Origin of the sequence: Streptomyces sp. NBC_00820 (assembly GCF_036347055.1) — a bacterium.
Lineage (GTDB): Bacteria > Actinomycetota > Actinomycetes > Streptomycetales > Streptomycetaceae > Streptomyces.
Window position 1 is genome coordinate 719,819 of record NZ_CP108882.1, and the last position, 24,137, is coordinate 743,955.

General features: G+C 71.8%; 23 protein-coding genes and 2 pseudogenes. 20 read left to right on the top strand and 5 right to left on the bottom strand.

All coding sequences use genetic code 11. The features are described 5' to 3' along the window. Positions 1–15: 15 nt before the first annotated feature. Entirely contained in the window at positions 16–489 is a 474-nt protein-coding gene (locus tag OIB37_RS03345; protein ID WP_330455982.1) for a rhodanese-like domain-containing protein, read from the bottom strand. Between the two features lie 93 nt (positions 490–582). On the opposite strand from OIB37_RS03345, the gene OIB37_RS03350 reads away from it, so the two are divergent. Beyond that, positions 583–1,038, top strand: coding sequence for an Lrp/AsnC family transcriptional regulator (locus OIB37_RS03350; protein WP_330455983.1), 456 nt, complete (start codon positions 583–585; stop codon positions 1,036–1,038). Between the two features lie 233 nt (positions 1,039–1,271). Here OIB37_RS03350 and OIB37_RS03355 read toward each other — a convergent pair. After that, positions 1,272–1,514: pseudogene (locus tag OIB37_RS03355) on the bottom strand (ArsR family transcriptional regulator); the annotation flags it as partial. Here OIB37_RS03355 and OIB37_RS03360 point away from each other — a divergent pair. The 12 genes and pseudogenes from OIB37_RS03360 to add form a co-directional block, all read left to right on the top strand. After that, positions 1,481–2,590, top strand: a pseudogene (locus OIB37_RS03360) (MFS transporter); the annotation flags it as partial. The pseudogenes OIB37_RS03355 and OIB37_RS03360 sit on opposite strands and share 34 nt — an antisense overlap. A gap of 316 nt (positions 2,591–2,906) precedes the next feature. After that, entirely contained in the window at positions 2,907–4,028 is a 1,122-nt protein-coding gene (locus tag OIB37_RS03365; protein ID WP_330455984.1) for a hypothetical protein, read from the top strand. Between the two features lie 125 nt (positions 4,029–4,153). After that, entirely contained in the window at positions 4,154–5,065 is a 912-nt protein-coding gene (locus OIB37_RS03370) for an ornithine cyclodeaminase family protein (RefSeq protein ID WP_330455985.1), read from the top strand. Between the two features lie 179 nt (positions 5,066–5,244). Then, positions 5,245–5,853 carry a helix-turn-helix domain-containing protein gene (locus OIB37_RS03375; protein ID WP_330455986.1) on the top strand — a complete coding sequence of 203 codons (609 nt, stop codon included), beginning with the start codon at positions 5,245–5,247 and terminating at the stop codon, positions 5,851–5,853. A 344-nt stretch (positions 5,854–6,197) separates the two neighbouring features. Beyond that, on the top strand, positions 6,198–7,508 hold the full coding sequence (locus OIB37_RS03380) for an MFS transporter (RefSeq protein ID WP_330455987.1): 1,311 nt from the start codon (positions 6,198–6,200) through the stop codon (positions 7,506–7,508). Between the two features lie 26 nt (positions 7,509–7,534). Continuing rightward, on the top strand, positions 7,535–8,920 hold the full coding sequence (locus OIB37_RS03385) for an FAD-dependent oxidoreductase (RefSeq protein WP_330455988.1): 1,386 nt from the start codon (positions 7,535–7,537) through the stop codon (positions 8,918–8,920). Beyond that, on the top strand, positions 8,917–10,119 hold the full coding sequence (locus OIB37_RS03390) for a CaiB/BaiF CoA transferase family protein (RefSeq protein WP_330455989.1): 1,203 nt from the start codon (positions 8,917–8,919) through the stop codon (positions 10,117–10,119). Before OIB37_RS03385 ends, OIB37_RS03390 begins: the two co-directional genes overlap by 4 nt. Further along, positions 10,116–11,024: an enoyl-CoA hydratase-related protein gene (locus OIB37_RS03395; RefSeq protein WP_330455990.1), complete on the top strand. Its 909-nt coding sequence runs from the start codon at positions 10,116–10,118 to the stop codon at positions 11,022–11,024. The genes OIB37_RS03390 and OIB37_RS03395 overlap by 4 nt, the downstream gene beginning before the upstream one ends. 85 nt (positions 11,025–11,109) lie before the next feature. Next, positions 11,110–12,000: a dihydrodipicolinate synthase family protein gene (locus OIB37_RS03400; RefSeq protein ID WP_330455991.1), complete on the top strand. Its 891-nt coding sequence runs from the start codon at positions 11,110–11,112 to the stop codon at positions 11,998–12,000. Position 12,001: 1 nt separating this feature from the next. Next, a complete protein-coding gene (locus tag OIB37_RS03405; RefSeq protein WP_330455992.1) occupies positions 12,002–12,778 on the top strand; it encodes an SDR family oxidoreductase in 777 nt (258 codons plus the stop codon). Positions 12,779–12,820: 42 nt separating this feature from the next. Beyond that, a complete protein-coding gene (locus OIB37_RS03410) occupies positions 12,821–14,323 on the top strand; it encodes an aldehyde dehydrogenase family protein (RefSeq protein ID WP_330455993.1) in 1,503 nt (500 codons plus the stop codon). After that, a complete protein-coding gene (gene add / locus OIB37_RS03415) occupies positions 14,320–15,315 on the top strand; it encodes an adenosine deaminase (RefSeq protein WP_330455994.1) in 996 nt (331 codons plus the stop codon). Before OIB37_RS03410 ends, add begins: the two co-directional genes overlap by 4 nt. A gap of 119 nt (positions 15,316–15,434) precedes the next feature. Here add and OIB37_RS03420 read toward each other — a convergent pair whose 3' ends face one another. Beyond that, positions 15,435–15,608 carry a CsbD family protein gene (locus tag OIB37_RS03420; protein WP_330455995.1) on the bottom strand — a complete coding sequence of 58 codons (174 nt, stop codon included), beginning with the start codon at positions 15,606–15,608 and terminating at the stop codon, positions 15,435–15,437. A gap of 185 nt (positions 15,609–15,793) precedes the next feature. Between OIB37_RS03420 and OIB37_RS03425 the strand changes: the two genes are divergently transcribed. From OIB37_RS03425 to OIB37_RS03440, 4 genes are all read left to right on the top strand, one after another. Next, positions 15,794–16,381 carry an Imm50 family immunity protein gene (locus OIB37_RS03425; RefSeq protein WP_330455996.1) on the top strand — a complete coding sequence of 196 codons (588 nt, stop codon included), beginning with the start codon at positions 15,794–15,796 and terminating at the stop codon, positions 16,379–16,381. After that, positions 16,368–16,862: a hypothetical protein gene (locus OIB37_RS03430; RefSeq protein ID WP_330455997.1), complete on the top strand. Its 495-nt coding sequence runs from the start codon at positions 16,368–16,370 to the stop codon at positions 16,860–16,862. The genes OIB37_RS03425 and OIB37_RS03430 overlap by 14 nt, the downstream gene beginning before the upstream one ends. A 199-nt stretch (positions 16,863–17,061) precedes the next feature. Continuing rightward, complete coding sequence (locus OIB37_RS03435) at positions 17,062–18,162, top strand: NADH:flavin oxidoreductase/NADH oxidase (RefSeq protein ID WP_330455998.1); 1,101 nt, start codon at positions 17,062–17,064, stop codon at positions 18,160–18,162. Positions 18,163–18,695: 533 nt separating this feature from the next. Further along, positions 18,696–19,205: a CAP domain-containing protein gene (locus OIB37_RS03440; protein ID WP_330455999.1), complete on the top strand. Its 510-nt coding sequence runs from the start codon at positions 18,696–18,698 to the stop codon at positions 19,203–19,205. A 159-nt stretch (positions 19,206–19,364) separates the two neighbouring features. Here OIB37_RS03440 and OIB37_RS03445 read toward each other — a convergent pair whose 3' ends face one another. Continuing rightward, positions 19,365–20,252, bottom strand: coding sequence for a helix-turn-helix domain-containing protein (locus OIB37_RS03445; protein WP_330456000.1), 888 nt, complete (start codon positions 20,250–20,252; stop codon positions 19,365–19,367). A 496-nt stretch (positions 20,253–20,748) separates the two neighbouring features. On the opposite strand from OIB37_RS03445, the gene OIB37_RS03450 reads away from it, so the two are divergent. Further along, positions 20,749–21,531 (top strand): DUF899 domain-containing protein, encoded by a 783-nt coding sequence (locus OIB37_RS03450; RefSeq protein ID WP_330456001.1) that lies wholly within the window; start codon positions 20,749–20,751, stop codon positions 21,529–21,531. Between the two features lie 105 nt (positions 21,532–21,636). Here the strand turns inward: OIB37_RS03450 and OIB37_RS03455 are convergent, their stop codons facing one another. Next, complete coding sequence (locus tag OIB37_RS03455; protein WP_330456002.1) at positions 21,637–22,512, bottom strand: GNAT family N-acetyltransferase; 876 nt, start codon at positions 22,510–22,512, stop codon at positions 21,637–21,639. A 309-nt stretch (positions 22,513–22,821) separates the two neighbouring features. On the opposite strand from OIB37_RS03455, the gene OIB37_RS03460 reads away from it, so the two are divergent. Then, positions 22,822–23,445, top strand: coding sequence for a histidine phosphatase family protein (locus OIB37_RS03460; RefSeq protein WP_330456003.1), 624 nt, complete (start codon positions 22,822–22,824; stop codon positions 23,443–23,445). A 238-nt stretch (positions 23,446–23,683) separates the two neighbouring features. Continuing rightward, entirely contained in the window at positions 23,684–24,049 is a 366-nt protein-coding gene (locus OIB37_RS03465; RefSeq protein WP_330456004.1) for a YybH family protein, read from the top strand. Positions 24,050–24,137 lie beyond the last annotated feature (88 nt).

A 24,137-nucleotide genomic window follows, 5' to 3' on the forward strand; every position in this document is an offset into this window, starting at 1 on the left:
GCCCCGTGGTGGCCTTCAGCACGCACAGGTGGGGGACCCGATCGGTGCCGTCAACGGGTCGGCCGCGCGCCGCTCCGTACCGGTCGCGCCTTCCACCGGGAACCCCTCGCGGATCCAGTACTCGATGCCTCCGATCATCTCCTTGACCTGGTAGCCGAGTCGGGCGAGGGCGAGTGCCGCACGGGTGGCGCCGTCGCAGCCGGGCCCCCAGCAGTAGGTGATGACCGGAACCCGCGGGGCCAGCAGGCTTGCGGCGCGATCCGGGATGTCGGCGACGGGCAGGTGCACAGCACCGGGCACGTGACCCTGCTGCCAGCCGGCGGTCCCGCGCGAGTCGACCAGGACGAAGCCGGGGGCGCCGGAGTCGAGTGAGGCGCGGACGTCGGAGACGTCCGCCTGGAAGGTCAGGCGTGCGGTGAAGAAGGCGGCGGCTTCCGCGGGGGCCGCGGGCGGCACCCGCATCGCCGGGCTCGTGTCGATGTCACTCATGACCAAGACGCTACGGAAGGTACCAGCGCGCCGGAACCGACGATCACCGGCCTTCTCCGCCTCCGCCCGGGGATCTCATGGCGATAATGGATCATGGCCGCTGATTCCCTCGACGAGACCGACATGCGCATCCTGGAAGCCCTGCAGCGCGACGGACGGGCGAGCTATGCCGAACTGGCGCGGACCGTGTCCATGTCCGCCAGTGCCGTCACCGAGCGGGTCCGACGGCTCGAGGAGAGCGGCGTGATCCGCGGCTATTCCGCCGTCGTGGATCCGGAGCGACTCGGGCTCGGCATCCTGGCCTTTGTGCGGCTGCGCTATCCGACCGGCAACTACAAGCCGTTCCACGACCTCGTCGCGACCACCCCCGAGATCATGGAAGCGCACCATGTGACCGGAGAGGACTGCTTCGTACTGAAGGTCCTCGCTCGTTCCATGCGGCACCTGGAACGGACAACCGGCCGTATCGCCGCACTGGGCTCCGTCACCACCAGCGTCGTCTACTCCAGCCCGCTCCCGAACCGCGCGATCACCACGATGCCCTCATAGAGGGAAAGGGACACCGCGGCCGCGCATCTCTCACACTTGCCCCCCCCCACGCCCGCACCCTCCGCTCGCCCCGACTCCAGCACCAGCACGGAGCCCGGCGCGTCATGCGTGGTTGCGCAGGTCGGGCCCGTATGTCGCCTCAGGCGCGGCGGGGGCCGGGGCGGACGTAGACGTGGCCGTCCCGTTCGCGACCCGAGACGCAGAGGGCGCGCCGTCCGGGCGCCGGAAGGGCGTCAGGGCTGGGGGGTCCAGGACGCCACCAGGTCGAGGAGGCCGGGGAAGCGGGCGTCGAGGTCGGCGACGCGCACCTGGCTGCGGCGTTCGAGTCCGTACTGACGCTGGCGCGTGACCCCCGCCTCGCGCAGCGCCTTGAAGTGGTGCGTGAGGGAGGACTTGGGCCGGTCGAGACCGAACCAGCCGCAGGTGTGGTCGAAGCCCTCGGAGTCCAGGAGGAGTTTGCGGGCAGCGCGACATCGGCTTCTCCAAGGGCACCCTGACCCTGGTGTTCGCCTTCTACATCGTCGGCCTCATCGGATCGCTGCTGATCTGCGGCGTGGCCTTCGACCGGCTCGGCCGCAAGCCCGTACTGCTGCCCGCCCTGGCGCTCGCGCTGGCCGCCTGCCTGATCTTCGCGACCGCCACCGGCGTGGCCGCGCTGATCGTGGCGCGGCTGTTCACCGGCGTCGCGGTCGGTGCGGTGATCTCGGCCGGCATGGCCGCGGTGACCGATGTCGCGGGACCCGAGCGCAAGCGAGTCGCCGCCCTCCTCGCGTCCTGCGCGATGGTGTTCGGCGCCGGGCTCGGCCCCCTCCTCGCCGGGGTGCTCTCCGAGGTGGCGCCCGCGCCCACCGTCACCGTCTTCGCCGTCGAGGCCGTACTCCTGGGCACCGCGGTGCTCGCCGTACTGCGCATGCCGGTGGGCCGCCCCCAGACGCGCGCGAAGGGCGCGTTGATACGCGTGCCCGGCGTCCCCCGCGGAAACGGCCGTCAACTCGCGCTGGGCGTCGCCGTGTTCGCACCCGGCATCACCGCCACGTCCTTCGTGCTCTCTCTCGGTCCCTCACTGTTGTCCGGACTCCTCGGTACCACCAGCCGGATCGTCGCCGGAGCCATGGCGTTCGCGATGTTCCTCGCCGCCACCGGCGTGCAGTTCGCGGTGCGGCGTCTCGGCCGCCGCACCATCCTCACGGCCGGTGCGACGAGCACCGTACTGAGCATGATCACGCTGATCGTCGCCGTGCACACCTCGTCGGCGCCGGCCCTGATCGCCTCCGCGCTGCTCGCCGGAGCGGGCCAGGGAACGGGTCAGCTCGGCGGCCTGTCGCTGCTCAACTCCAGCATTCCGCCGCAGCGCCTCGCGGAGGCCAACGCGGCGCTCAACGTGGGCGGTTACCTCCCGGCCGGGCTTCTCCCGGTCTGCGCCGGATACCTCAGCGACGCGGTCGGCCTGACCAACGGAGCCACGATCTTCGGCGCCGTCCTCATGGGCCTGGCTCTCGCCGGCGGCCTCGCGGTCCGCTCCACCCGGCGCCAGGTGACGGACCCTGCCTGACGGGGCACGGGAGGCGGCACGCGCCCGGGGAGCGGTGGTGTCACCGCCCCCGGAAACGTGCATCGCCTCGAAGAGCGCCCTACAGGCTGCCCGCGGACACGCGCTCCAGGGGGAGGCAGCAGGTCGGGAACGGGTTCGTACCCGACGTCACGCCAAGTCGGCGGCGGCCCGCCAACTGCGCGCCCCCTTACGAAGCATGAGCGCATCCCTATCGGTGACGCCGGTGACGCCGACGGCGCCGGCACCACGGCGGCCGCCTCGTTCACCACGGCGCACCTCCGGCAGTCATCGATCGTTTCCCGCATACCCTTGCCGGGTGCAGCTCACCCTCTTGGACCGCGTCGACGAGACCGAGGCCGTCGACCTGGCCGGTCCCGACGCGGACGTGTTCCCCGCATCCGGCGCCACCGTGGTCCTCGGGACCTCGTCGACGGTCGTCATCGTGGAGGCCGGCGACGACCCCGCGGTCAGCGGGGTGTGGAACGCGGAGGAGTTCCGCCTGATCGGACCCGCTGCCTCTCCGGTCGCATCGCGACTCATGGGGTCCACGCCCTCCACCACGGTGGGGACCCCGGTGGATCCGCCCGTCCACCTCTTCGTACGACTCGACGGCGCCTGTCTGTACCTCGGCGTCGCGCAGGTCTCGATGTGCGAGTCCGACGCGGACGTACTCACGCGCTGCGACCTGTACTTCAGCCGGCCGCTGAGCCGCGAGGTCCTCGACCTGGTACGGCCTCCGGTCACGCCGCCCCCGCTCCCGGACCCGGACTGGCTCGGTGACGTGGGAACGGACCCCGGCAAGGCCCTGGAGCGCTTCGCCACGAGCTGGTACCCGTCGACCGGCGCGCGGGCGCCGTCCGTCGAGGTGCCCGACTTCGTCCCGGGGGAACTGGCCGGCTTCTATCGGCTGGCCGCGCGCAGGCCGGCCGTCCTGGGAGGCCACAACCGCATCATGCCGGTCCACGCTCTGAGTTCGCAGAGCAGCACGGGGCCGCTTGTCTTCGGTGTCGAATGCCAGGGCGGCTGGACCTGGTCGACCCCTCGGGCAGGGGGCGACTCCGGCATCGAACCCTCCGTATGGCTTGAGGACGGCCGCTTCGAGGACCGTCACCCCGTGGCCGAGCAGGAACCTCTGAGCGGGTTCCTGTTGCAGTTCGCCTTGAAGGAAGCCGCGATCAACGCCCCCTACGGGGCCCGTGCCTTCGCCCTTCCCCGGGACTTCCTGCCGCAGCTCGAGAGCTGTCTGCGCCGTGTTCCCCTGCGGCCCTTCCTGGCGCCGGTGGCGCCGACGGACTTCCTCGTCGGCCCAGGAGTCGTCGCCACTGTCGCGGCCGCCTGGGACAAGGACAAGATCGAGGTCCGCGTCGGTGCTCAGCACCGCGTCGCGCTGCGCCCGCTCGGCCAACTCGGCATCCCCTGGCGGAGCTTCGACGGCTGACCTTCCGCAAGGTGGAGGCGGCCGCTCGTCAGCGGCGCCGAATTCCCGGCCTCCGGACGGATGACCGCACCGCGCCGGCGCGGCAGAGTGATCTCCGACTCCGTCCGCAGAGGAAGTGTGTGCCGATGTCCGTGCTGTTGCTGGATGACCACGATGTACGTACCCACCTCGACGCCCTGACGGCCGTCCGCGCCGTTCGGGAGGCTCTCGTGGCCGCGCATGAGGGTGCGCTCCACGCGCCACCCCGCGTCCACGCCGATCTCGGGGACGGCCGGCTGGTGTTCACGGCGGGACACCTGCGCGCGCGGGAGCTGTTCGGCTTCCGCTGCTACGACACCGTCGTCGGGGCGGAGCAACTGGTGGCCGTGTGGGGCTCCGACGACGGCCGGCTCCGTGCCGTGGTGCACGGCGACGAACTGGGCCCCCGTCGGACCGGCGCCATCGGCGGCGTGGCGGTGGACGTGGCGGCGAGGCCCGGGGCGATCCGGCTCGGCCTGGTGGGAGCGGGGCAGCAGGCGTGGACCCAGCTGTGGGCCGTGTCTGCCGTGCGTCAGGTGGTGGACGCCGTCGTCACGGCCCGCAGGCCGGAGCGCGCGGAGGCGTTCGCCCGGCGCGCCGCCGACGAGTTGGGGGTGCGGATACGGACGGTGGGCACGGTGGAGGAGGCGGTACGTGACCGTGATGTCGTGATCCTCGCGACGAACAGCACGGAACCCGTCCTGGAGGCCGACTGGATCGCGCCAGGGACCCACGTGACGACGATCGGGCCGAAGACGGTCTCGCGCCATGAAGTGCCCGCGGCCCTCGCCGACCACGCCCACGTACTCCTCACCGACTCCCTTGCCCAGGTGCGCGGTTACGGCGAGGCACCCGTTCTCCCCGCCGACCGGATGGTCGACCTCGGCGCGGTGGTGGCGGGAGCCGCACCGGGGCGGACCGGCCCCGACGAGATCACCGTCTTCTGCTCCGTCGGTCTCGCCGGCACCGAGGTCGCCGTCGCCGCCGCGCTGTGGGAGGCGATGGCGCGCGGGCGGTAGCCGCGCACGGCCGTCGATGCGTCATCGATCGCATCGACGCGTCCGGCAGCCTGGATCGGTCCCGTTCGGCCGGCCTCCGGGCCGTACCGAGCGGGCCCCGGACAGTGGTTGCGCGACCCCTTGACGGAGTGAAGAACTTCAATATGCTGAAGCCCACTTCGAGTCGAACGGAGGCCAGGGTGAGCGCAAGCACGCCGGAACCGGCTGAGAATCTCGCCGCCTCCACGGTCATCCGCGCGGTCGGAGAGATCGTTCGCTCGCTGCGCAAGGAGAAGGGCTACACGCTCAGTCAGCTGAGCGAACTCTCCGGGCTCAGCACCGGGATCGTCAGCCAGATCGAACGCGGCACCGCCAACCCGTCGTTCAGCACGCTCGTCCAGCTGGCGCACGCCCTCGGGATTCCGGTGGGCCGGCTGTTCAACGTGCCGCACCAGTTCCGCTCCCCGGTCGTACGCCGGAACGAGCGGCGCAGGCTCGACAACCACGGACTGCGTCCGGACGACGGTTCCACGTTCGAGCTGCTGACCCCTGACCTGAACGGTTCGCTGGAGGCGACCTGGGTGGTGACCCCACCCGGCTACGACACCAGTGCCACCCCGTTCCGGCACAGCGGAGAGGAGTTCGGGCTCGTCCTCTCCGGTCGTAAGGACGTCTATCTCGACGGCGTCAAACACGAACTCGGTCCCGGCGACTCGATCCGCTATCCGTCCACCATTCCCCACTGGTACGCCAACAGCGGCGACGAGACCTGCACGGCCGTGTGGGTCATCACGCCACCCACCTGGTAGCCGCCGCCACTCCACGCCGAGCGCGTACACCCGCCGTTCGGCACACCCGCCGAACCCGCACACCCACCGAACCCGCACACCGCCGTTCGGTAGATCCGCCGAACGCGCGTACACCCTCGAACCGGCACACCCGATGTTCGGCACACCCGTCGTCCGTCACACCTGTCGCACGGCGACCCGCCGACCACCCTGCACTCCGATCCGGCGCACCCGCCATCCCGTGCACCCGCCATCCCCCGCACCCCCCCCCATCGGCGCACCCCGTCCCGGTGCTGCCGAATCGTTTCTGCGCACCCGCCCTTGTGTCACGCCTGCCCTCACCGGCCCTCCGAAAGGCGGTCACCATGGCTTGGGCACTCCGTCCCGCCATCGACGATTCCACCGACCCCGGCAGACGCGGTACCGCGTCACAGCGCAAGGCCCTGCTCGGCCTCGGCCTCGGCAACCTGCTGGAGTGGTACGACTGGATGCTCTTCGGCCTGCTCTCCTCCTACATCGGGCCGCTGTTCTTCCCCTCCGGCAGCTCCGTCGCCTCGACCATGAGCGCACTGGCGGTCTTCGGCGTCGGATTCGCCGTCCGGCCCCTCGGCGGCGTCCTGCTCGGCACCGTCGCCGACCGCTTCGGCCGACGCCGCGTCATGCTGCTCTCCGTCGCGCTCATGTCGTTGACCACGCTGGTCATGGCCATCGCTCCGACCCACGCGGTCGCCGGTCCGGCGGCAGGGCTGATCCTGCTGGTCTGCCGGCTGCTCCAGGGCGTCTCCACCGGCATCGAGGCACCGCTCTCCACCGCGTACGCCGTCGAACTCGTCCCGCCCGGCCGCGAGGCCAGGGCCGCCGGGACCATCTCCCTCCACGTCAACCTCGGCATCGGTCTGGCCTCGGTGTTCTCCTTCGTGACCAGTCTGACCCTCGGCTCGCAGGCGATGCACGCCTGGGGCTGGCGGCTGCCCTTCGCCGCCGGCGCCGTACTGGGCCTCGTCGTCCTCCACCTGCGGCGTTCACTGCCCGAGGTGCTGCCGGCGCCCGCCGCGGACGGCGCCGCGCTCTCGACGGGCGCGGTGTGGCGGGACATCGCGCGGCACTGGCCCGGTCTGCTCGCCATGCTCTTCGTGGTCGGTGCGGCGCAGGCGTACAACTACGCCTGGAGCGTCGGCCTGCCCAACGCCGCCGCCACGCACGGCGAATCGTCCACCGCCGTCTTCGCCGCCACCTCCGCGCTCAGCGCCGTCCTCATCGCCGGTTCCCCGCTCACCGGGCGACTCGCCGACCGGGTCGGCCTCGGCCGTACCTTCATCGTCACCCGGCTGCTCGCCGTACCCGGCGTCTTCTTGATGCTGCTCTACCAGGCGCGCGGCATGGGCGGGTTCACGGCGGTGCTGCTGGGCGGCTCGGTGGTGCTCGTACTCAACATGACGCTCTACAACGTCGTCGCCACCTCCCTCATGCCGCAGCACTGCCGCGCCACCGGTGTCGCCCTCGGCTACGGCGTCGCGGTCGCCCTCTTCGGCGGCACCGCCCCCTACCTGATGCTCTGGCTCCAGGAGCACGGCGCGCGGTGGCTGTTCCCGGTCTTCGCGTCCGTCCTGTCCCTGCTCAGCGTCGTGCTCTACGTGGTGGCCCGCCGCACCAGCGGAACCCACGCGGGCGAGTAGTCCTCCCCTACGAAAGGACACCACCGATGCGTCACCCCGTTCGAGCGTCCCGCCTGCGGACCTCCGTGGACGACCTGAACGCTCTGGACGTCCCGGTCGTGCGCCGCAGCGGCGTCGTCGTGGTCGGCGGCGGACCGGCCGGCGTCAGCGCCGCGGTGGCCGCGGCCCGAACCGGTGCCGACGTGACCCTCGTCGAGCGCTACGCGGCCCTCGGCGGCCTCGCCTCCGGCGGCATGGTCCTCGTCCTCGACGACATGTGCAACGGCACCGAGATCAGCGTCTCCGGCATCGTCTCCGAGTACGTCGACCGGCTGGAGTCGATGGGGCTCGCCGTGTACCCGCCGGAGGCGGACCGGGTCTCCTCCCCCGAGATGTGGAACCGCTGGAGCCGTTGGGGCACCTTCGACTTCCACTCCCACGCCGATCCCAAGCCCATCTGCTACGCCGTCTCCTTCGACCCCGACGGCTGGAAGCGGGTCTCCAACGACCTGGTCCGGGAGGCCGGCGTGCACCTGCGCCTGCACTCGTGGTTCTCCCGGCCGGTGATGGACGGGAACCGGCTGTGCGGCGTGGTCGTCGAGACCAAGGCCGGCCCGCAGGCGATTCTCGGTGACGTCGTCATCGACACCACCGGGGACATCGACGTCGCCTCCCGCGCCGGGGCCGGCTACGTCCACGACAGCTACCTCACCACTCTGGTCTTCCGGCTCGGGGGCGTCGACACCGCCGCCGCCGAACGGTTCGAGCAGGAGAACCCCCGCGAGGCCCGCGCCCTCAACCGCAAGATCAAGCGCCTGCTCGGCGGCGCGTGGGGGCTGTGGTGGCTCAAGACGCCCATCCCGGGTGTCGTCTGGTGCAACACCCCGCACATGACCGGGTTCGACGGCGCCGACCCCGAGTCGCTCACCGAGGCCGAGTTCGAGGCCCGGCGCCGTATCGCCGACGCGCTCCCCGAGATCCAGCGGCAGCTGCCGGGCTTCGAGAACAGCTATCTGCTCGACGTCGCCGAGCAGATGGGGGTGCGTCAGACCCGGCTCCTCGCCGGGGAGTACGTGGTGACGAAGGACGACATCTCCAGCCGCCGCCACTTCTCCGACTCCGTGGCACGCGGCCGCGACTACTACACCCCCTACCGCGCGCTGCTGCCCCGTGAGGTGGACCAGCTCCTCGTGGCCGGCCGGCACTACTCCGCGACGCCCGACGCGCAGCGCGTCTCCCGGGAGATCCCGCCGTGCATGGCGATGGGCCAGGCCGCGGGGGTGGCCGCCGCGCTCGCCGTCGACAGCGGCCAGGCCCCGCGCAAGGTCGACCCGGCCGCCGTACAGCGGCTGCTGCGTGCCCAGGGCGCCGATCCCGGAGACGTCCCGTCCGCCAACGCCACCCTCGACGACCCCTCGGAGGCCCTCGCATGACCGGCCCGACCACCTCCCAGCCGCTGCCGCTGGACGGCCTGACCGTCCTCGACTTCACCCAGGTCTTCATGGGCCCGAGCTGTACCCAGCTGCTCGGCGACTACGGGGCCGACGTCATCAAGGTCGAGCGCCCCGGCCTCGGCGACATCTCCCGCAACTCCTTCCCCGACCCCGACGGCCAGGACAACCCGATCTTCCTCGCCATCAACCGGAACAAGCGGAGCGTCTCCCTGGACACCCGCCGCCCCGAGGGCAAGGAGGTGATCCACCGCCTGGTGCGGGACGCCGACATCGTGGTCAGCAACTTCCGCGCCGGCGTCATGGAGCGCCTCGGCTTCGGCTACGAGCAGCTCAAGGAGATCAACCCGCGCCTGATCTGGGCCTCCGGGACCGGCTTCGGCACCGAGGGTCCCTACCGCGCCAAGGGCGGCCAGGACGTCATCAACCAGGCGTACTCCGGCGTGATGTGGCGCCGTGAGTCGCCCGACATCCCGCTGTCGGTGTACCCGACCACGCTGTGCGACTACACGACCGGCATGCATCTGCTCCAGGGCATCCTGCTCGCCCTGATCACCCGCGACCGCACCGGCGAGGGTCAGAAGGTGGAGGTCGCCATGTACAACTCGATGCTCCACATGCAGATGCAGGAAGCGTGCATGCAGCTCAACCGCGGGTACGAGGTCAACTGGGCCGAGATGCCGACCAGCGGTGTCTTCGCCACCACCGACGGTGCCGTGTGCATGGTGGGCGGCTTCACCGAGAAGCCGCTCTCGGCCGTCAGCGCCGCCCTGGAGCTGGGCGAGGATCTCTCCGAGCGTGCCGAGTTCGCCACCCCCGAGGCCCAGTTCGCCCAGCGCCCCGCGCTGCAGCGGATCTTCCGGGAGCGGTTCGCCACCCGGGACACCGCGTACTGGCTCGAGCGTCTGGAGGCGCACGATCTGCTCTGCGCCCCGGTCCGCACCCTGGAGGAGGCGCTCGCCGACGAGCAGACCCTCGTCAACCGGATGATCGTCGAGATGGAGCACTCCTCGGTGGGCACGGTGAAGGCGCTCGCGCCGCCCATCCGGATCTCGGGGGCGGGGAGTTCGGTGCGTCACGCACCGCCCCGGCTCGGCGAGCACAACGCCGAGGTGCTCGCCGAGCACGGCTACGACGAGGCGGCCATCACGGCCCTCACCGAGGCGGGGGTGCTGCGGTGAGCAAGCCGACGCAGGGCGCGGCCGTGGGTGAGCCGACGCAGAGTACGGCGGCGGGTGAGCCGACGCAGAGTACGGCGGCGGGTGAGCCGACGCAGAGTGCGGCGGCGGGTGAGCCGATGCCCGTGGACGAGGTCCGCTACGAGGTCGCCGGCCATGTCGCCCGCGTCACCATCGACCGGCCCAAGGTGCTCAACGCGGTCGACGCGAAGACGCACCAGCGGCTGAACGAGATCTGGGAGTCGATCGAGCGCGACCCCGGTGTCCGCGCGGTGGTCGTCACCGGCGGCGGCAGCCGGGCGTTCTGCACCGGCGCCGACATGTCCGCCGCCGCGGTCGGCAGAACCGGCCTGGAGTACTGGGCCGACCTCGACCCGGCCGGCTTCGGCGGGCTGTCCCTGCGCACCACCCTCGACGTCCCGGTCATCGCCCGGGTGAACGGATTCGCGCTCGGCGGCGGCATGGAGATGGTGCTCGGCTGCGACATCGTCGTCGCCGCGGAGTCCGCGCAGTTCGGACTCACCGAGCCTCGGGTGGGGCGCATCCCGCTCGACGGCGGCGTGCCCCAGCTCGTGCGCCGGCTGCCGCACACCCAGGCCATGGGCCTGCTGCTCACCGGGCGGCGCGCCCGCGCCGCGGAGCTGGCGCGGATGGGGCTGGTCAACGAGGTCGTACCGGACGGGGAGTTGGACGCCGCCGTCGACCGCTGGCTCGCCGACATCCTCGCCTGCGCCCCCACCTCGCTGCGCGCCATCAAGCAGATGGTGCAGCGCACCGGCCACCTCACCAGCCAGGAAGCCCGCGCCGCCCGGCTGCCCGCCCTCATGGCGGCCCTGGACAGCGAGGACAGCCGCGAGGGCGTACGCGCCTTCCAGGAGAAGCGGCCACCGAGCTGGCCGGGGCACTGATCAGACCGCGCAGCCACCGGTCACTTCGCGGGAGTCACGGCCCGCGCCGCGGCCCCGGTCCTTCCCTTCACCCCCAGGAGCCCTCATGCCCTCTTCCTCCGCACACCTCGCGCCCGGTGTCTGGGGGGTGGTCGCCACCCCGTTCACCGGGTCCACGCTGGACGTCGACGAAGCCTCGCTCGTCCGGCTCGTCGAACATCTCGAACGCGCCGGGGCCACGGGGCTGACCGTGCTCGGTGTCTTCGGCGAGGCCGCGCAGTTGTCCACCGCCGAGCGGCGCACCGTACTGGAGACCGTCGCCGACAGTGTCTCCCTGCCCCTGGTGGCGGGCGCCACCGCGCTGGGCACCGCACCGGTCGTCGAGGAGGCGCTGCTGGCCAAGGAGGCCGCGGGCGACCGGCTCGCCGCCGTCATGGTGCAGGTCAACTCGCCCCGGCCGGAGGTGCTCGCGCTGCATCTGCGAGCCGTCCACGAGGCCACCGGTCTGCCCGTCGTCGTACAGGACTATCCGCTCGTGAGCGGGGTGCGCATCACCTCCGAGGCGCTCGTCGCCGCCCTGCGCGACCTGCCGTTCGTCGCCGCCGTCAAGGCCGAGGCGCCGCCGACCCCGGTGGCCGTGGCCGCTCTGACCGACGCCCTCGACGCACCGGTCTTCGGCGGCCTCGGCGGTCTCGGACTGCTGGACGAACTGGCCTGCGGCGCCGCCGGCGCCATGACCGGATTCTCCTTCCCGGAGGGGCTGGTGGCCTGTGTGGACGCCTGGCGGGACGGCGGCTACTCCGCCGCGCGCGCCGCCTGGTCGCCCTACCTGCCGCTCGTCACCTTCGAGCAGCAGCCCGGCATCGCGCTCGCCATCCGCAAGGAGTGCCTGCGCCGGCGTGGGCTGCTGGCGGAGTCGGAGGTACGACCCCCGGCCGCGTCCCTGCCGCCGGCCCTGCACGAGCAACTGCGCCGCCACGTCCAGGAGGTGAAGTGAAGTGGACCTCGGACTGACCGGCCGCCGGGCCCTGGTCTGCGCCTCCACCAGCGGCCTCGGCGAGGCCACCGCCCGCGCCCTCGCCGCGGAGGGAGCCCTGGTGGCCGTCACCGGACGGCGTGGCGACCGGGCCCGCGCGCTCGCCGCCGAACTGCCCGGCGCCGTAGCCGTCCCGGGCGATCTTCTGGCACCCGAGGGCGCCGACGCGCTGTACGCCGGTGCCGTCGCGGCGTTGGGCGGGGAACCGGACGTCCTCGTCCTCAACGGCCCCGGCCCGCGGCCCGGTACGGCCGCCGACGTCACCTCGGACGACCTCACCACGGCCGTCGACCTGCTGCTGCGCCCCCAGTTGAGGCTGATCGGGCTCGCCCTGCCCGGCATGCGCGCCCGTGGCTTCGGGCGGCTGCTCGCCATCGGGTCGAGCGGCGTCGCCGCCCCGCTGGCCGGCCTCGCCCCCTCGAACCTCGGCCGCGCCGCGCTGGCGGGCCACCTCAAGACGCTGGCAGCGGAGGTCGCGGCGGACGGCGTCACCGTGAATCTGCTCCTGCCGGGCCGCATCGCCACCGACCGGGTCGCCGCGCTGGACGCCGCTGCGGCGGAGCGCACCGGCCGCGGCGTCGAACAGGTCGCGGCCGAGTCCCGGGCGGCCATCCCGGCCGGACGCTACGGCCGCCCCGAGGAGTTCGGCGCCGCGGCCGCGTTCCTCTGCGGCGTGCCCGCCTCCTACATCACGGGCACCGCGCTGCGCTGCGACGGCGGCCTCGTCCGCGCGCTGTGAGCATCCGGTTCCCCAGCCCGCCTCGAACGGAGAACCCGCACCATGACCACGACGTACACCCCAACCCCGACGACCGTGACCAGCCCGACCACCCCGGCCACTGCTGCCACCCCGGCCACCGTGACCGTCCGCCATCTCATCGGCGGCGAGTGGACCGGCGAGCCGACCGTCGAGCGCCGCAATCCGGCGCGCCCCGAGGAGGTCGTCGCCGTCGCGCCCTCGGCGACCACCGCCGACGCCCATGCCGCCGTGACGGCCGCTCAGCAAGCCCAGGCCGACTGGGCCGCGACTCCCGCGCCCGCGCGCGGCGCGATCCTCCTCGACGCCGCCGAGCTGCTGCGCGCCCGCCACGAGGACGTGGCCCGCGACCTGGTGCGGGAGGAGGGCAAGACGCTGCCCGAGGCCAGGGGCGAGGTGCGGCGCGCCATCGACGTGCTGCGCTTCTTCGGCGCCCTCGGCTGGCGGGCCACCGGTGAGGTGCTGCCCAGCGGCCTGCCCGACACCCAGGTCCTGACCCGTCGCGAGCCGCTCGGCACCGCGGCGCTCATCACCCCGTGGAACTTCCCCATCGCCATCCCGGCCTGGAAGGCCGCGCCGGCGCTCGTCACCGGCAACACCGTCGTACTGAAGCCCGCCGAGCTGACCCCGCTCTCCGCCCACCACCTCGCCTCCGTCCTGGTCGAGGCCGGTCTGCCCGGGGGCGTACTCAACGTGGTGCACGGCCGTGGCGCCGTCGTCGGTGACGCGCTGGCCCGGGACAGGCGGGTGGCCGCACTGTCCTTCACCGGTTCCACGACGGTCGGGCAGGGCCTGCACCGTGTCCTGTCCGCGCGCCGGGCCCGGGTCCAGCTGGAGATGGGCGGCAAGAACGCCTACCTGGTGCTCGACGACGCCGACCCGGCCGCCGCGGCCAGGGTGGTCGCGGCGGGCGCGTTCGGCGCGACCGGGCAGGTGTGCACGGCCACGTCGCGGGTCTACGTCACCCCGGGGATCCGCGAGGCGTTCACCGCCGCGCTGGTCGAGGAGGCGGAGGCGCACGTGCCGGGCGACGGCCTGCTGCCGGGTACGACCCTCGGCCCGGTGGTGAGCGAGGCCCAGCTCGCCGTGGACACCGCCGCGATCGAACGGGCCCGTGAGCAGGGCGCGCACGTGGCCACGGGCGGCCCGGCCACGCAGGGCCTGCTGCTCCGCCCGACCGTCCTCACCGAGGTCCACCACTCCTCGGACGCGGCACGTGAGGAGATCTTCGGCCCGGTCGTCGCGGTCCTCGCCGTGGACGACTACGAGCAGGGACTGGCCCGGGTCAACGACTCCGCGTACGGTCTCGCGGCCGGCATCTGCACCACCTCGCTCGCCCGCGCGCACGACTTCGCGGCGCGGGTCCAGGCCGGCGTCGTCAAGGTCAACCGCCCCACCACGGGCCTGGACCTGAACGTGCCCTTCGGCGGCGTCAAGGACTCCTCCACCAACACCTTCCGCGAACAGGGCACCGCCTCGGTCGACTTCTACACCTGGACCAAGACCGTCTACCTGGGGCACCAGTGACCCGCCACGGCCTCGCCGCGCTCCCCAAGGCCGAACTGCACCTCCACCTCGAGGCGTCCATGCGCCCCGGCACCGCCGCCGAGCTGGCGGACCGTGCCGGCAGGCCGCTGCCCCCGGCCGGCCCCTTCGCCGGGCTCGGCGCGTTCGTGCACGCCTACGAACGCGCCCGTGACCTCGTCGGCACCCTCGACGACCTGCACCGCGTCGCGCGAGAACTCGTCGAGGAGGCGGCCGCGCAGGGGGTGGTGTGGACCGAGGTGCACGTCTTCCCGCCGACGTACGCCGGCCGTCTCGGCCCGGACGAGGGTGTCCTGGATGCGGTGTTGGACGGGCTGCGCGCCGGTTCGGCCGCGGTCGGGGGCGCCAGTGCCGCCGGTGTCGTCCTGGGGGTGAACCGGGGCCTGCCGATGTCGGCGGCCGAACGGTCCCTCGCGCTCGCGATCCGCTACCGCGACGCGGGGGTGGTCGCCCTCGGCCTCGCCGGCGACGAGGCGAACCATCCCGCGGAACGCTTCGCGGACATCTTCGCGCGCGCCCGCGACGCGGGCCTGCCCGCGGTTCCGCACGGCGGTGAGGGCGCGGGCGCGGACAGCGTACGCGCCTGTGTGGAGGCCCTGGGCGCCCGCCGCGTCAGCCACGGCGTCCGCGCCGTCGAGGACCCCCACCTCCTCGCGGAACTGGCGGAACGTCAGATATGCCTGGACGTCTGCCCCACCTCCAACGTCCAGCTGGCGGTGTTCCCCTCACTGTCCCGCCACCCGTTGCCGCGCTTGCTGGCCGCGGGCGTCCCGGTCACCCTCAACAGCGACGGCCCTCTCTTCACCGGCAGTTCGCTCCTCCAGGAGTACGAACTCGTCCGCACGCACTTCGCCCTGGACGCCGAGGCCGTCGGCGCCCTGGCCGAGACCTCCCTCCGCGTCAGCCACTGCCCGGCCGACCGGCGGAGCGGGGCACTGGCCGCGCTGTCCGCCTGGCGGTCCGGGGGTGGCTGATCCACGGAACCGGGTTTCCGGTGGGGGTTGATCCGCGGCACCTGGTTTCCGGTGGGGGGTGATCGGTGGGGCGATCGGTGGCGGGAGCCGGGTGACCGGTGCCTGCGGTTCGCGCTGGGTCAGTCCTTGAAGACGTCCTTGACCTTCTCCTTGGCCTGGCGGGCGTCACCCTTGGCCTTCTCGGCACGGCCTTCGACGGTCATCTGCTCGTTGCCCACCGCGCGGCCGGTCGTCTCCTTGATCTTGCCCTTGGCCTGTTCGGCCTTGGCCCGGCTCTTCTCACTGTGCGCCATGATCGACCTCCTGAGAACGGGAACAATCCGTACATATCTCCGGGTGGCCGGGATTCCCGCCGCCAAACCTTCCGATCGCCGGGCAGTCGCCCGGACGAACGGCGGGCGTCCCGCCCCTCGCGGGCCCAGCCCCTGGTTCCGGGCCCTGATCGCGAGCCCCTGACCGGGCGAGGAGGGCGGGCGGAGTGAGACCCTGCAAGGCGAGAGCCCCGAGCCGCGGCGCCCCCCTCGGCCGAGCCGCCCCGCCGACACCCAGGAGTACGGACATCGCCATCGCGACCTGGGACACCCTGGTGTCCAATCCCGAGCTTCTGACGCGCTACTACACGTCGATACCACCGCTGGAACAGGTGCCCCTGCGATCCGTACACCTCAGCCCTTACGGCCCCACCCTCAAGCTGCGGCTCGACCTGCCCCGTTTCGCGGACACCGCGCCGCAGGAGTGGGTGGACGCCGGATGCGACCGCGTCGAATGCCAGGTGTCCTTCGTGGCGACCGGCGAACTGCGCATGCGGGGCCTTCCCGCCGGCCGGCGGACCGACATGACACATGCACCGCTGGACCACCGCAGACTGCGCGTCTCCCTTCGGGGCGAGGGGTTCGAACTGGACTTCACCTGCGCCGACAGCCTGCTGGTGAGTCACGTGAACGCGTATCGCTCGGGGGACGGCGACCCGTACCGCGCCCGCCGCCGGTTCGGGAGCCGTGTGGACCAGCTCCGCTACACCGCTCTGCCCGACACGACCGTGAAGCCGTTCTATGACTACCCCTGAGACCTCCCCCGAGATCCCCCCTAAAACCACCCCCGAGACCACCCCCGAGACCGCCCCTGAGACCACCGCCGAGGCCACCCCTGACTGGACAGCCGCACTGACGGATCCCGCACCGATCCGCGGCGCCCTCGGAAGTCCCGTCCCGGCGCTGACGGAGTTCGCTCTCCACTGCGTCCACTTCGACGAGCGCGGCGCCTCCGTCACGCTGACGTTCCAGGCCAGGCGCTTGCCGGCCGTCGCCATGGACGACGGGTCCGGTCAGGACCACAACGCGATCCAGGACCACAACGCGATGGAGTTCTCGGTCCTCCTCACGAGGGTCGGCGACCTCGAGATCGACGGCTGGACGCACGAGCCGATGAGCGAGGTGAGGCTGACCGGGGACTCCGCGGTGCTCTCGGGGCCGGGCGTGCGCGCCTCCTTCACCCACGAGGCCGTCACGGCCACGGCGGTGCGCACCTTCAGGGCGGGCTCCCCGTGACGCGATTCCAGGTCGCCGTGCGGGCACCGGGGCGGACGAGCGCCACCGTGACGACCTGCGAGGAATTACTTGCAGACGCCGATATACCGCTGATGTAAAATAATGGCGTACGCATTTACGTGGAGGTCGGACCAGGCCACACCAGCTGATCACTGGCGCGTCCCCGCAGGCCGGCCCCGAGGCTCACCAGGAGTTGGACTTGAGCACCCTCTTCACCCCCTACACCCTCAGGTCGCTGACCATCCCCAACCGCATCTGGATGCCGGCGATGTGCCAGTACAGCGCGGCACCGGCGGGTGAGACGGCCGGCGCCCCGACGGACTGGCACTTCGCGCACCTCGCCGCCCGGGCCTCCGGCGGCACCGGTCTGATCATCACCGAGGCCACGGCCGTCAGCCCCGAGGGACGGATCAGCCCCTACGACCTCGGCATCTGGAACGACACGCAGGTCGCCGCCTTCCAGCGCGTCACCGCGTTCCTGAAGACTCAGGGCACCGTTCCCGGCATCCAGCTGGCACACGCGGGACGCAAGGCCTCCACCGAGCGCACCTGGGTCGAGCGGGGGCGCCAGATCTCCCCGGCCGAGCCCCACGGCTGGCAGCCGGTCGGCCCGAGCGCCCTCCCCTTCAGCGAGTCGTCGACGACGCCGGACGAGCTGAGCCGGGAACAGATCGCGGAGATCGTCCGGCAGTTCGCCGACGGCGCCGAGCGCGCGCTGGCGGCGGGATTCCAGGTCGCCGAGATCCACGGTGCGCACGGCTACCTGATCCACCAGTTCCTCTCCCCGCACAGCAACCGGCGGACCGACGAGTACGGCGGCTCGTTCGAGGGCCGTATCCGGTTCGCCCTGGAGGTCGTCGACGCCGTCCGCGCCGTGTGGCCCGAGGACCTGCCGGTCTTCTTCCGCGTCTCCGCGACGGACTGGATCACCGAGAACCCCGACGACGACCGGAACGGCTGGACCACCGACGAAACCGTCCGGCTCGCCAAGGAACTGCAGGCCCACGGCGTGGACCTGATGGACGTCTCCACCGGCGGCAACGTCCCCGACGCGAAGATCGTGACGGGCCCCCACTACCAGGTGCCCTTCGCCCAGCGGATCCGCAGCGAGACCGGCATGCCCGTGGCGGCCGTCGGCATGATCAGCGAGCCGTCCCAGGCCCAGGCCGTCATCGCGGCCGGCGAGGCGGACGCCGTTCTCCTGGGGCGTGAACTCCTGCGCAACCCCTACTGGGCCCGCCACGCCGCGGCCGAGCTCGACGGCGAGGTTTCCGCTCCCCTCCAGTATCACCGCGCCTGACGGCACCGTCGGCGGAGCAGAGGACGACCGCTCCGCCGACACGGGGCCGGACGGCCCCACGGCCGCCTTGCGGACGGGCGCCGTTCAATAAGCCGCCGCCGGCCCCGACTCGGCGGCGCGCGCGATGGCCGTCGCCCACCGCCTTGCGGAACACCTCGCGTCGCGGCCCCACTTGACGCCGCTCACCTCCACCGTCGCCTTCGGACACGACGAGTGCGCAGTGGCCGAGTGCCACCGGCCACCCCGTCCACCCCAGCCACCCCGGCCATCCGGAACCGAGCCGACCGTTCACATCGACTCAGGCCACGCACGTCGAGCAACATCTCCGGTCGCCGCCGAGACGCCCCAGACATAGGCTGGTTCTACCGAAGGCGGCCATGCGGACGCCGAGCAGACCACTTCGTCGCCGATGGCTTCAGACCATCGCATGAGCCGGCCGTGCGGCCCGCTGACGACAGCCGTGATGCACGCCGGTACCTCCACAGCAAGGCTGCGCCCTTGCTGCTGTTTTCTGTGCGACCAGGGAGTCGCAAATGACGCATCCCACTCGAGTACATCAGCGGGCCACGGCCATCGTCGCAGCGGCGCTGATGACCGGAGGCATGGCGCTCGCGACCGGCGCCACCGCCACCGTCGCCAGTTCGGCGGGCCTGCCCGCCGACGTCAGCTCGTCCGATCAACAGAGCATCGTCTCCGAGACCAACAGCGTGCGCCAGGGGGCCGGTCAGTCGGCTCTGTCCTGGGACGACTCGCTCGCCAAGGCCTCCCAGGCCTGGGCCGACGACCCGGCATCCACCGCGGGCGGCCTGCAGCACGACGAGAGCGTGAACAACGCCGCCGAGAACATCTCGTCCTCCGGGCCAACCCAGGCAACAGGGCAGTGGGCCAGCGAGAAGAGCGCCTACGACGCCGACCCCGACCACGACAGCAACAGCGTGGGTTACAAGACGAAGTGGGGGCACTACTACAACATGATCCAGCCGGGATACACGAAGATCGGCTGCGGCGCGAGTGCCGGCATCACGGTGTGCAGGTACAGCTGACCGCTCTTCAGGGGACCGCTCTCTGAACCGTCGTCCACTCGCAGGGTTCTCAACGAGCCTGGCTCCCCTGCGAGTTGGATCACGAAGGCAAGGAAGCCTTCTTGGCCGAGCAGGCTGAGCAGGCCGGGCAGCACCGGAATACGTTCCTGCCTGGCCTGCTCAGCCCGCTCCGCCCGCCGGCCCTGAACCGGTCCGGTCGGACCGTTCGGCGGTCGCGGCCCAGGAGGCGAGGATGCGCAGGCCGTCGTGGGAGGGGGTGCCGGGTTCCGCGGTGTAGGTGACGAGCTGCTGGTCGGGGTCGGTGACGCAGGTGAGGGTGTTCCAGTCCAACGTGAGGTCGCCGGCGACCGGATGGCGCAGCACCTTGGTGCCCATGCCGCGCACAGCGACACGGTGGGCGCTCCACCAGCGGCGGAAGTCGTCGTCCCGCACCGAGAGCTCGCCGACCAGGGCGGTCAGGCGCGGGTCCTGCGGGTCGCGGGCGGCCTCCATCCGCAGCTGCGCCACACCGGTCCGGGCGACCTCCTCCCAGTCCCGGTACAGCGCCCGCACCGCCGGGTCCAGGAAGACCATGCGTACGTAATTGCGCTGCTTCTCAGGGATGTCCGCGAAGCCGCCGAGCAGGGTGGAGGCCATCGGATTCCAGGCGAGAACGTCCATCCGCCGGCCCAGGACCATGGCCGGGGTGGTGGTCAGGTCGTCCAGCAGCCGACGTAGCTGCGGCTGTACCTTCTGCGGGGCCTGACGGCGCGGCCGGGCCGCGTCCTTGCCGACCAGCCCGAACATGTACGCGCGCTCGTCCTCGTCGAGCCGCAGCACCCGGGCGATGGAGTCCAGCACCTCCGCGGAGGCCTGGCGGCGCCCCTGCTCCAGGCGGGTGTAGTAGTCGGTGCTGATCGAGGCGAGCAGCGCCACCTCCTCCCGGCGCAGGCCCTTGACCCGGCGCCTGCCGCCGGGATCCGCGAGGCCCACCATGGCCGGGCTGAGGTCCATTCGCCGGGCTTTGAGGAATTCACCCAGCTCACTGCGGTGCGTGCTGCTGCTCATGGCGCCAATTCTCGCAGGGCGAGCGTCCTGTGTGAGGGGGCCGATTCTGTCCCTGGGACACGGGTGTCCGGGGACGGAACCGGCCCATTTCGCATGCGCGCGATGCGTGTGAGAGTCGATGACGTGGCCGGTCGGAGACGGGATCCGGATCCGGCGGCCACCGCAATCACGCACCTGACGAAGGAATTCTACGGCCGCCACCTGGCCGCCTGACTTCTTCGTTCCCGAGCCGCTGCGGCCACCCGGCGGCGGCTCGGGAAGACGAGGAGGCACACGATGTCTCCAGCTGAACACGCTGATGGCACCACGGCCCCACGGCCCCACGGCCCCACGGCCCCACGGCCCCGGCGACTCTCCGCCTCGCGGCTGACACAGAAGGTGATCCGTGCGGGAACGGCCGAGGGTGCCCACACCGCGATGAGTTCCGGCCGGGTCACGAGTCTCTTCTGATGACCGTGCTGGGGCGCTGCCCGACACAAGACACACGGAGGACACCATGACGACCACGCCGGACGACCCGACCACCGCGCTGCCAGGACGGCCACCCGTCGTCGACCTGGCCACCTGGCAGACCGCCCGTGACGAACTTCTGGTGCGCGAGAAGGCCCACACCCGCGAGAGCGACGCGCTCGCCGCGGCCCGCCGCCGGCTGCCGATGGTGGAACTCGACGGGACGGTCGAGGTCGTCGGACCCGACGGACCGGTCCCGTTCCTGGACCTGTTCCAGGGCCGCGACGAGCTCGTGGTCTACAAGCACATGTGGTACGACGACGCGCCGCACCAGGGACAGTGCGAGGGCTGCACCACCACGGCCTGGCACCTGGAGGACGCCGTCTACCTCAACGCCCGCGGTGTCTCGCTCGCCGTCCTGACCACGGGCCGCTGGGACGAGGTGGCGTCGTACGTCGAGTTCATGGGCTACACCCAGCCCTGGTACTCGGTGCGCGACGTGGACGCGCCGGTCGGCGGCGACATGGGTCACCTCACCTGCTTCCTGCGCGACGGCGACCGTGTGTTCCTCACCTACTCCACGACGGGCCGTGGCAACGAGCCGGTCAACGGGTCCCTCGCCCTGCTCGACATGACGCCCTACGGCCGCGGCGAGGCCTGGGAGGACAACCCCGAGGGTCGGCCCAAGGGGAACAACCCGTGCTGGTACTGGCGCTCGGACGCGGACGGGCACGCCACCTGGGGTCCGACCAGCCGCCCCGTCCCGCAGTGGACCCGCCCCGGCGCGACCCCCGTGGAGACCCTCGGCCGGCAAGGCCCCCATCGCTGACGGCGCCCCGCCCACCCGAGGACGAAGCGGCCGACACCCACGAGTTGCGCGAGTCGTCAGTGACGGCTGCGCCCTCGTCCGGCTCGACACATGACCGACAAGGCGTCACGTCCCCTGGACATCCCGGTATTGATCCCGGACCTCGGAGCGTGGCCGGAAGCCGGCCGACCTGTAGGTGGCGACGGCGCCGGGGTTGGAGCTCGGGGTGCAGACGATCGCGCTCGACGAGCCCAGCTCCTGGAGTGCGGCCGCCGCGGCGACGGTGATCGCCTCGCCGTAGCCGCGACGGCGATGTTCCCGGTGCACGCCCATCGGCTCGAGCAACCCGGGCCTCCCCGGGCCGGCCGACCACACGGTCACCGCCGCCACCGCGTCGCCCTGGTCGTCGTACGCGACCAGACACCGGGCGTCGGCGTACGGCGATCCGGCTGCCATCGCGTGCCAGCGCTCGTCCGTGAACCTCGACCCGTCGAACGCCGCCCGCTGTACGGCGGCCCGCACGTGCGCCTGTTCCGGCCCGACCACCTCGATCCGCACGTCCGGGTCCCTCACCGGCTCTGTGAGGTCGCGGCACAGCGGCGTCCACGGCTCGTCGAGCTTCCAGCCTCCCTCGGACAGCAGATCTTGGATCAGTGCGCCCATCGGCGTCTCGATGTTCACCCTCCCCCCGGGCAGCACGCCGCGCTCCGGCTCGCTCACGTCCTCGACCAACTGCTGCGCCAGCTCCTCGTCCCGCTGGGCGTCCGGCGCGAACGTCAGCCGCAACAGCCCTGGACCGTCCAGCAGCCCGACGGCGAGCATCCGTCCGCCCCGGCTCCACGTCCTGACCGCCGCGGCGGTCGCTTCCGCACCGAACCGCCAGAACCATCCGACGTCCCCCGGATGCAGTTGCATCGGCGCCCCGTCGTACTGCCACTCCCGCAGCACACCCACGGCCTCGCTCAGTCCGTCGACTCCCGGCTTGCCCATCACGATCGCCATACCCCGATCACACACCGCCGGGCAGGCAGTCCGCACCCGGTTTCCGACTGGGCGCCGCGGTAAGGCCTTCAGGGAACGCGGGAAGACAACCGGTGACCAACGAGGACACGGTCCAGTGCCGCACCAAGCAGCGTTCCCCCTGCGCGGTGACCGCCCCTAGGCTCCCCACCCCCGCCCCCGCCCCCGCAGCGAGGAACAGGACCAGCTCTCCAAGGCGGTGCCTCTCTTTGGCGGGCAGCGGGAACCGGCACTGGAGGAGACGGCGTCCGTTGATACGCCCAATCGACAGTATTCCCAGAGGAGTTGGCCATGACCGGCACGGCAACCCGTTACCTCTATCTCACCCGGCACGGCGAGGCTTCACCGGACGAGAGCGGGCTGACAGAGAACGGGCGCCGGCAAGCCGTCCTGCTCGGCGAACGCCTCCGGGACATCCCCTTCGCGGCTGTTCACCACGGTCCGCTGGCACGGGCGGAGCAGTCCGCACGTCTGATCGGAGAGCAGCTGAAGAGCGTTCCCACGCAGGTCTCGGAAGTCGCCGGCGACTACGTTCCCTATATGCCCGAAAGGAACGAACTCCCAGCTGAATCAGCGGACTTCTTCCTCCGCTTTCTCGATGGGGCCACCGACGAAGAGCGGGAACACGGGCCGGAGTCGGCTCGCCGGGCGCTGGATTTGTTCACCGGACCGGTGGATGGCGAAGAGGACCGGCACGAACTGGTCGTCACCCACAACTTCCTGGTCGCATGGCTCGTCCGGGACGCCATGTACGCCCCGAAGTGGCGTTGGCTCGGCGTCAACCACTGCAACGCCGCACTGACCGTCATCCGCTACGCGCCCGGCAGACCGGCCTCCGTCCTCTTCTTCAACGACATGCGGCATCTGCCCAGCGAACTGCGCTGGACCGGCTTCCCGCCCGAACTGCATATCTGAGCGCGCCGGACAGACCCATGCGCCGGGAGGTCGGCTCCGGGCCACAGGTACGGCGCCGACCACCCGGTTCAGCGGCGCGAGTGAAGTTCGCCTCTTGGGCAACAGCGAGGAAGTACTTCAACTGCCCGAGCTCCATAACTCACGCTTATAGAACCGATCATGACGATTGATTGGACTTAGGTCGAGTCACCGCTTGAAAATGGGCACGCCGTAATTCGACCCGCAAGAAGGGATCGTCGTGTCCGAGAACGAGAAGGCCCTGAAGCCGGAGGACCTCACCCGCCTCTTCGTGGAACGCGCGAACGCCTGTGACGCCGCCGGCCTCGCCGCGCTGTACGAGGAGGACGCGGTGATGGCCTACCCGCCGGGCAGCGTGACGACCGGCCGGGAAGCCATCCGTCAACTGTGGGAGAAGGTGCTCGCGGGCGCGCCCCGATTCGAATCGGAGAAGCCGCTTCCGACGCTGATCTGCGGGGACATCGCCCTCACCTCGACCCCACCCAAGGACGGCGCCGGCGCCCGGGCACAGGTGGTCCGCCGGCAACCCGACGGCACCTGGCTACGCATCATCGACCAGCCCGAGTTCCGCCCACCCACCCGCTGACCTCCGCACGGCCCCGGCCCTCGGCCCCACCCAGGTGTACTCCGCCGACGCCTGGACACACACTGCCCGGCCCGAAGCCGAACGCCGG

What these genes read in the sequence shown, in the direction of transcription:
- OIB37_RS03345 (WP_330455982.1), bottom strand. Translation starts at nt 489, where the DNA reads ATGAGTGACATCGACACGAGCCCGGCGATGCGGGTGCCGCCCGCGGCC.
- OIB37_RS03350 (WP_330455983.1), top strand. Translation starts at nt 583, where the DNA reads ATGGCCGCTGATTCCCTCGACGAGACCGACATGCGCATCCTGGAAGCC.
- OIB37_RS03370 (WP_330455985.1), top strand. Translation starts at nt 4,154, where the DNA reads ATGTCCGTGCTGTTGCTGGATGACCACGATGTACGTACCCACCTCGAC.
- OIB37_RS03380 (WP_330455987.1), top strand. Translation starts at nt 6,198, where the DNA reads ATGGCTTGGGCACTCCGTCCCGCCATCGACGATTCCACCGACCCCGGC.
- OIB37_RS03385 (WP_330455988.1), top strand. Translation starts at nt 7,535, where the DNA reads ATGCGTCACCCCGTTCGAGCGTCCCGCCTGCGGACCTCCGTGGACGAC.
- OIB37_RS03390 (WP_330455989.1), top strand. Translation starts at nt 8,917, where the DNA reads ATGACCGGCCCGACCACCTCCCAGCCGCTGCCGCTGGACGGCCTGACC.
- OIB37_RS03400 (WP_330455991.1), top strand. Translation starts at nt 11,110, where the DNA reads ATGCCCTCTTCCTCCGCACACCTCGCGCCCGGTGTCTGGGGGGTGGTC.
- OIB37_RS03410 (WP_330455993.1), top strand. Translation starts at nt 12,821, where the DNA reads ATGACCACGACGTACACCCCAACCCCGACGACCGTGACCAGCCCGACC.
- OIB37_RS03420 (WP_330455995.1), bottom strand. Translation starts at nt 15,608, where the DNA reads ATGGCGCACAGTGAGAAGAGCCGGGCCAAGGCCGAACAGGCCAAGGGC.
- OIB37_RS03430 (WP_330455997.1), top strand. Translation starts at nt 16,368, where the DNA reads ATGACTACCCCTGAGACCTCCCCCGAGATCCCCCCTAAAACCACCCCC.
- OIB37_RS03440 (WP_330455999.1), top strand. Translation starts at nt 18,696, where the DNA reads ATGACGCATCCCACTCGAGTACATCAGCGGGCCACGGCCATCGTCGCA.
- OIB37_RS03445 (WP_330456000.1), bottom strand. Translation starts at nt 20,252, where the DNA reads ATGAGCAGCAGCACGCACCGCAGTGAGCTGGGTGAATTCCTCAAAGCC.
- OIB37_RS03450 (WP_330456001.1), top strand. Translation starts at nt 20,749, where the DNA reads ATGACGACCACGCCGGACGACCCGACCACCGCGCTGCCAGGACGGCCA.
- OIB37_RS03455 (WP_330456002.1), bottom strand. Translation starts at nt 22,512, where the DNA reads ATGGCGATCGTGATGGGCAAGCCGGGAGTCGACGGACTGAGCGAGGCC.
- OIB37_RS03460 (WP_330456003.1), top strand. Translation starts at nt 22,822, where the DNA reads ATGACCGGCACGGCAACCCGTTACCTCTATCTCACCCGGCACGGCGAG.